General features: G+C 66.1%; 8 protein-coding genes. 4 read left to right on the top strand and 4 right to left on the bottom strand.

Features of this window, described 5'->3' with window-relative positions; genetic code table 11:
- Positions 1 to 4: 4 nt before the first annotated feature.
- From SP5_RS05515 to SP5_RS05505, 3 genes are read right to left on the bottom strand one after another with little or no spacing between them, the layout of a single operon-like run.
- Positions 5 to 1,246, bottom strand: coding sequence for an SAM-dependent methyltransferase (locus SP5_RS05515; protein ID WP_042485282.1), 1,242 nt, complete (start codon positions 1,244 to 1,246; stop codon positions 5 to 7).
- A gap of 18 nt (positions 1,247 to 1,264) precedes the next feature.
- Positions 1,265 to 2,020, bottom strand: coding sequence for a molybdopterin-dependent oxidoreductase (locus SP5_RS05510; RefSeq protein ID WP_042485279.1), 756 nt, complete (start codon positions 2,018 to 2,020; stop codon positions 1,265 to 1,267).
- Entirely contained in the window at positions 2,017 to 2,751 is a 735-nt protein-coding gene (locus tag SP5_RS05505; protein ID WP_042485276.1) for a cytochrome b/b6 domain-containing protein, read from the bottom strand. The genes SP5_RS05510 and SP5_RS05505 overlap by 4 nt, the downstream gene beginning before the upstream one ends.
- A gap of 25 nt (positions 2,752 to 2,776) precedes the next feature.
- Here SP5_RS05505 and SP5_RS05500 point away from each other — a divergent pair, with 25 nt between their 5' ends.
- The 4 genes from SP5_RS05500 (at position 2,777) to SP5_RS05485 (ending at position 5,313) form a co-directional block, all read left to right on the top strand.
- Positions 2,777 to 3,400: a flavin reductase family protein gene (locus tag SP5_RS05500; protein WP_042485272.1), complete on the top strand. Its 624-nt coding sequence runs from the start codon at positions 2,777 to 2,779 to the stop codon at positions 3,398 to 3,400.
- A 102-nt stretch (positions 3,401 to 3,502) separates the two neighbouring features.
- Complete coding sequence (locus SP5_RS05495; RefSeq protein WP_042485269.1) at positions 3,503 to 3,976, top strand: hypothetical protein; 474 nt, start codon at positions 3,503 to 3,505, stop codon at positions 3,974 to 3,976.
- Between the two features lie 103 nt (positions 3,977 to 4,079).
- Positions 4,080 to 4,613 carry a DUF3617 domain-containing protein gene (locus SP5_RS05490; protein WP_042485267.1) on the top strand — a complete coding sequence of 178 codons (534 nt, stop codon included), beginning with the start codon at positions 4,080 to 4,082 and terminating at the stop codon, positions 4,611 to 4,613.
- Positions 4,614 to 4,869: 256 nt separating this feature from the next.
- Positions 4,870 to 5,313, top strand: a complete 444-nt coding sequence (locus SP5_RS05485) for a hypothetical protein (protein ID WP_157013593.1) — start codon at positions 4,870 to 4,872, stop codon at positions 5,311 to 5,313.
- On the opposite strand, the gene SP5_RS05480 is transcribed toward SP5_RS05485, so the two are convergent.
- Complete coding sequence (locus SP5_RS05480; RefSeq protein ID WP_042485262.1) at positions 5,304 to 6,062, bottom strand: sulfite exporter TauE/SafE family protein; 759 nt, start codon at positions 6,060 to 6,062, stop codon at positions 5,304 to 5,306. The two genes, SP5_RS05485 and SP5_RS05480, sit on opposite strands and share 10 nt — an antisense overlap.
- Positions 6,063 to 6,129: the final 67 nt, after the last annotated feature.

Raw genomic sequence — 6,129 nt, 5'->3', positions numbered from 1 at the left:
ATGCTCAATCCCTGAGCGCGCGTTCGCCCTCGAACATGTAATCCCGCGTCACCGGCACCGAGAGCCGTCCGCGCGTCAGCTGCACCTGATAGTTGCACAAGCCACCATTGCGGAACGCCGCGCCCGCGCCCGCCAGGTAGAACAGCCACATGCGATAGAAGCGCTCGTCATACAGCTCGACGATGCGGTCCTTCGCCGCCACGGTGCGGTCGTACCAGATGTCCAGCGTCCAGCCATAATGGCAACGCAGCACCTCGACATCGGTCAGGAACATGCGCAGCCCTTCCTGCGCGCGAACGATCTCGGACAAAGCGGGGTTGTAGCCGCCGGGGAAGATGTATTTGGTCGTCCAGTCGTCGGTGACGCCCGGCCCGTTCAGCCGCCCGATCGTGTGGAGCAGCATCACGCCGTCCTCAGTCAGCAGGTCACGGCACTTGCGGAAGAAGGTGCGATATTGCGGCGGGCCGACATGCTCGAACATGCCGACCGAGACGATGCGGTCGAACTGGCCCCCGAAATCCTCAGGGCGCACGCGGCGATAGTCGATCAGCTCGAACTTCACCTTGTCCGACACGCCCAGCGCCTCGGCCCGCGCGCGCGCGACCTTCAGCTGTTCCTCGGACAGGGTGACGCCCAGCACTTCCGCGCCGCATTTCTGGTGCAGGTACAGCGCCATGCCGCCCCAGCCGCAACCGATGTCGAGCACACGCATCCCCGGCTCGATCGCCAGCTTCGCGGCGATATGCGCCTTCTTGTCGCGTTGCGCGCGTTCCAGGTCGTTCTGCGGATCGGTGAAATAGGCGCAGCTATATTGCTTGTCGGTGTCGAGGAAGAGTTCGTACAGCGTGCCCGACAGGTCGTAATGATGGGCGACGTTCTTCTTCGAGCGCCGCTCCATGTTGATCCGGTCGATGCGGTGCTTGATCGCGCCCGCCGCCCGGACCAGCCGCGAGGGGTTCAGGTTCGCCCGGCCCGCTTCCCATTTGTCGTTGGCGGTCAGCAACTCGACGAGGTCGCGAACATCGCCCTTCTCGACGACCAGACGGCCGTCCATGAAGCTTTCGCCCGCCGCCAGCGCCGGGTTGCGGACGATCTGCCCGGCAACACGCGAATCGGTAAAGCGAATCGCGACGTCAGGATAACCGGGCTCGGACGAGCCGAATTCGCGTACCTTTCCGTCATGATGGGTGAGGGTCAGGCGGCCCTTGCGGACCGCGCGCGACAGAAACAGATCGATCAGCGCCATATGGCACGCCCTAGTGTCTTAAATTCCGGCGTACCAGTCATAATCGACATGATCTTCCCAGTATCCGCCCTTGCCCAAACCTATGTTAGCCAGGCTGGCCACCGCATCGATCCGCATCAGATATTTGGCATGCTTGTACCCCAGCTGTCGCTCGACGCGCAGGCGCAAGGGCGCACCGTGGCCGATGTCGAGCATCCGCCCGTTCATGCCCCAGGCCAGGATCGTCTGGGGGTGGAAGGCATCGATCAGGTCGATCGATTCATAATAGGGCTGGCCCCCGTACAGGTCGGCACAGGTGAAGACGATGTAGCGCGCGCGGGTGCTGATATCGGCGGCCTTCAGGATATTGCCCAGCATCGGCCCCATCCATTCGCCGATCGCGCTCCACCCCTCCACGCAATCGTGGCGGGTGATCTGGCGGCGCGCGGGGAATTCGCCGATCTGGCGCAGCGACAGCGACAGTGGCTTGGCCACCAGCCCGCCGACCGTCAGCCGCCAGTCCTCGAACCGGTTGGCGGCCAGCGCGGCATATTCGGGCGTGCCGGGATTGCGGGTGCCGTTGGTGCGGAAGATCGGCGACATCTGGTCGCGGCGATATTCGGGGGCCAACGCACCCCGGTCCATCAGCGCGCGTTGCAGCCCCTTTTGCATATCCTCGCCCGCGAACAGGATTTTCCGTGCGGTGGGTTGCTGGATGATCTGGTCGCAGCCCGCAAGGAGCAGCCCGGCGCCGCCGGTCAGGATGGTACGACGCCCAATCACTCTGGCGGTCATTCGGGAATCCTCCAGCGGCCGGTAATCATCGACCGCAGCTCGTTGAGCGGCCCGGCCAGAATGACCAGGACCAGATGGACGATCAGGAACAGCGCCAGTGCGCTGGCCGTGATGAAGTGGATCGATCGTGCCGATTGCCGCCCGCCCAGCAGGTCCAGCACCCAGGGCCAGGCCGCGTTCATGCCGGGCGACAGCGCAATGCCGGTCAGGATGGCGAGCGGCAGCGCGACGAACAGCACGCCCGCATAGCTCAGCTTCTGGAACAGGTTGTAGGCCCTGGGATCGCGTTTGTCGTGGAACCGGAAGGCCAGATGCCGCCGGAAATCCGCCCAGACAGCGCCGGGTCGCAGCTCGCGCCCCCGGATGCGCAGGTCGCGCTGGAAATGCCGCGTGACGAGCCCGCCGATCATATAGGCGAGCAGTCCGAATCCCAGCACCAGCGCGAAGAACAGATGCCAGCGCCGCGAGATCGCCAGATTGTAGCGCGCCGGAATGGTCAGCCAGGCGGGAAAATGCGGCAGGCTCGCCCAGGCGTGATCGAAATTCGCGCCGTAGCGCCCCCAGTAGAGCCGGGGATGCGCGTTGGAAATGCCCAGCCCCGATCCCAGCAGGATCAGGACCGCGACCGCATTGACCCAGTGCCAGATGCGCGTCACCCATCCGTGGCGACGGATGATCGTGCCGGGTCTGTCGGCGGCTCTTTCCGGCTCGGTCGGCGTTCCGGCTTCCATCCACACTCCCTTTCGGTGACCATTCATGATCGACAACTGGCATTTCTACGAACCCGTCAACGGTCATGGGCTGGCGCATGATCCCTTGAACGCGATCGTCGCGCCGCGACCGATCGGCTGGATCGGCAGCCGGTCGGGCGCGGGCGTCAACAATCTGGCACCTTACAGCTTTTTCAACGTCTTCAACTACCGTCCGCCGCTGATCGGCTTTTCGTCGCAGGGGTGGAAGGATTCGGTCGCCAATATCGCCGAGACCAAGGTGTTCACCTGGAACCTCGCCACCATGACGCTGGCCCAGGCGATGAACGCCAGCGCGGCGACCGTGCCCGCCGAGGTGGACGAATTCGGCCTGGCGGGCGTGACGGCCGAGGACGGGCGGCTGGTCGCCGCGCCGCGCGTGACGGAGAGCCCGGTCTCGTTCGAATGCCGCCTGACCCAGCTGATCCGACTGGAGACCAAGGAGGGCCACGAACTCGACCAGTGGCTGGTCATCGGCGAGGCGGTGGGTATCCATATTGCCGCCGACCTGATCGAGAACGGCATCTACCAGACCGCGCGCGCGCGCCCGATCCTGCGCGGCGGCGGGCCGGTCGATTATTTCGAGGTGACGGAGGCCGCCCGTTTCGAGATGCGGCGCCCCGACGCCTGATCCGGCCGCCGAAACGGGGGGTGCGGAGGATTCCTGCCATCGGTTACGGCTTTGTAACCCCCCAGGCGTCATAGACGGGCCGATGTTTTGAGAAGGCCCATCATGCTGACCCAGCTTCGGGATCATCACGCCGCGCTGACCCGCTTGCTGGATGACCACCGCAACCTGTGCGACGCCGCGCAGATCGATTACCAGGCCCTGCGCCATGTCCGGTGGCAGATCGCCCATGCCAGCCGCAAGCGCCTGACCTTTCTGGTCGAGACGGCCTTTCCCTTTGCCGAGAGCCATGCCCGGCTAAGGGCCGCGGCCGGGCTGTTGACGCTGCGCAACGAGACGCCGGCCTATGGACAGATCCTGTCGTCCTTCATCGCCCGCTGGTCGATGGAAGCGGTCGCGGCCGATCCACGCGGCTATGCCCGCGCCGCCGACGCCTATCGCCGCGACGCCGACAAGCGGTTGTTCGCGGAGGAACGCCATCTGCGCCTGCTGATGGCCGACGTCGAATGGCAGCCGGGCGGCCTTCCGCCCCTTGCGATCGACGATGGAGGCCCGGCGGCGCTGGCCTCGCCACGCTGACCGCGCGAAACCCCGCGGAAACTCGAAACCCTTCCATGTGTTGGTACGACACAGGCGGAACGGCCATGGCCGATATCCGCCCGTCACCACAGGAGGGTTTGTCATGAAATTGTTCGTCCCGCTGATCCTGATCGGCACCCTGCCGCTCGCCGCCTGCGACCAGAAGACCGGATCGACCACCGTGACCAGCAACGCCGCGACCGGCGAAGTGACGGAAACCCAGACCGGATCGGGCTCCGCCGTCGCCAAGCTGGAACCCGGCAAATGGGAGGTGAAGACCCAGGTCAGCGACCTGAAGATGGCCAACATGCCCAAGGGCGTCAGTTCGACTCCGCCCGCCCAGACCAACAGCATCTGCCTGACCGCCGAACAGGCCGCCAAGGGTCCCGCCGAACTGCTGAAGCAGGCGCAGTCGGACTGCACCGTCAAAAGCTCGACCTTCGAGGGCGGCAAGGTCGAGAGCGAACTGACCTGCAAGATGCCCGGCGACATGACCATGCACAGCAAGACCAAGGGCAGCTTCACCGCGACCAGCTTCACCACCGATCAGGAGATGGAGATGACCGGCGCGCATCCGATGTCGCAAAAGGTCCATACCGAGGGCCGCCGTCTCGGCGCCTGCGACGGCGCGATGTGATCCTCCGCCGGGCCGGAGTGGCGGCATCCCGGCCCGGCCGGCACCCCGTACGACATGTTAAAGTTTGATTTATATTAATATGACAGAATGCCCCCGATCAGGAGGCATTTGATGATCCGATAACAGGACCATGCAGGAAGGGCCGGGGGGCCTGTCCTGCCCATGAAATTTCTGGATCGCACGGGACATCGCCGGGGTGGGGCCGATGGAGGGCAACCTGTCGAATGCGATCGCGACTATATCGAAAGCACTCCCCATGTTGCCCGAATGGCTCGAAATGCGCGACGCGCTGGCGCGCGTCGTCAGCGAACACCGCATCCTGTGTAACGCGCCCAAGCCCGATACCATCGCGCTAAGCCGCAATCGCTGGCTGCTTTCCAACGCCAGCCGCCAGCGGGCGAACTGGCTGATGCGCACCGCGAACCCCATTGCCGAACGCTTGGCGCACACGCCCGGCGGTGCCGCCTGGCTGGCGGTGCAGGCGACCATGCCCGCCTATCGCCAGCGCATATCCGGGTTCGTTTCAGCCTGGCCGATCGAGGAGATCATCACCGACTGGGACGGATACCGGCGCGGCGTCGCCCAGCTGCGCACCGAGGTGACGGCATGGCTGCGTAACGAGGAATTTGCGATCCGGGCACTGGCGGCGGAATGGGAAGCGGCGGCGCTGCCCCCGATGGCCATCCCCCGTCAGGCATAGCCGCGATAGAAGAACACCGCCGTCGTCACCGTCGTCAGGAGGAGCGTCCAGCCCCGGATGAGCCCGGCGGGCAGCCTGCGCCCGATCAGCGCGCCGCTCCATCCCCCGACGATGCCGCCCGCCAGCATCGGCAGACACTGCGCCCAGGCGACCATGCCCGTCGCCACGAAGACCAGCGTCGCCGCCGCATTGGCGGTGGCCAGCATCAGGGTGCGCGGCGCGGCCAGCTGCGCCGGGTTGCGCCCAGAGAGCAAACCCCAGGCGGCGGTGAGCATCATGCCGATGCCGCCGCCGAAATAGCCGCCATACACGCCCAGCACCGCCTGCGCCCCCATCAGCGCGCGCGGACCCGGCTTGGCGATCCGTGCCAGCCATTCCGAGGCATGGCGTCCGCCCGCGATCGCGATCGTCGCGGTCAGCAGCAGCCACGGCACGATCAGGTCGAAGGCGCGCGGCGGCGTCAGGAACAACAGGACGCTGCCGAGCAGCGCGAATACGAAGGTCAGCACCGCCATCCGCCGCATCGACACGCCCATCACCGGCTCCAGCCCGTGGCGATAGGCCCAGACGCTGGCCATCGCGGCGGGCTGGAGCGCGACGTTGGAAGTGGCGTTGGCGATGGTCGAGGGCAGGCCCAGCGCGATCAGCGTCGGCATGGTCGAGAAGCTGCCGCCGCCCGCCAGCGCATTCATCGCGCCCCCGACAAAACCCCCGGCGGCGGCGAGGGCGAGGAAGGTCCAGTCGATCATGCCGGGCAATGCCCCTCCACCACCCGGCTGCGCCGGGCGGTCCCCCTCCCCAAGCGAGCTTGGGGAG

It is taken from the genome of Sphingomonas parapaucimobilis NBRC 15100 (assembly GCF_000787715.1).
GTDB lineage: Bacteria > Pseudomonadota > Alphaproteobacteria > Sphingomonadales > Sphingomonadaceae > Sphingomonas > Sphingomonas parapaucimobilis.
This window is presented reverse-complemented; position numbering and strand designations above follow the sequence as displayed.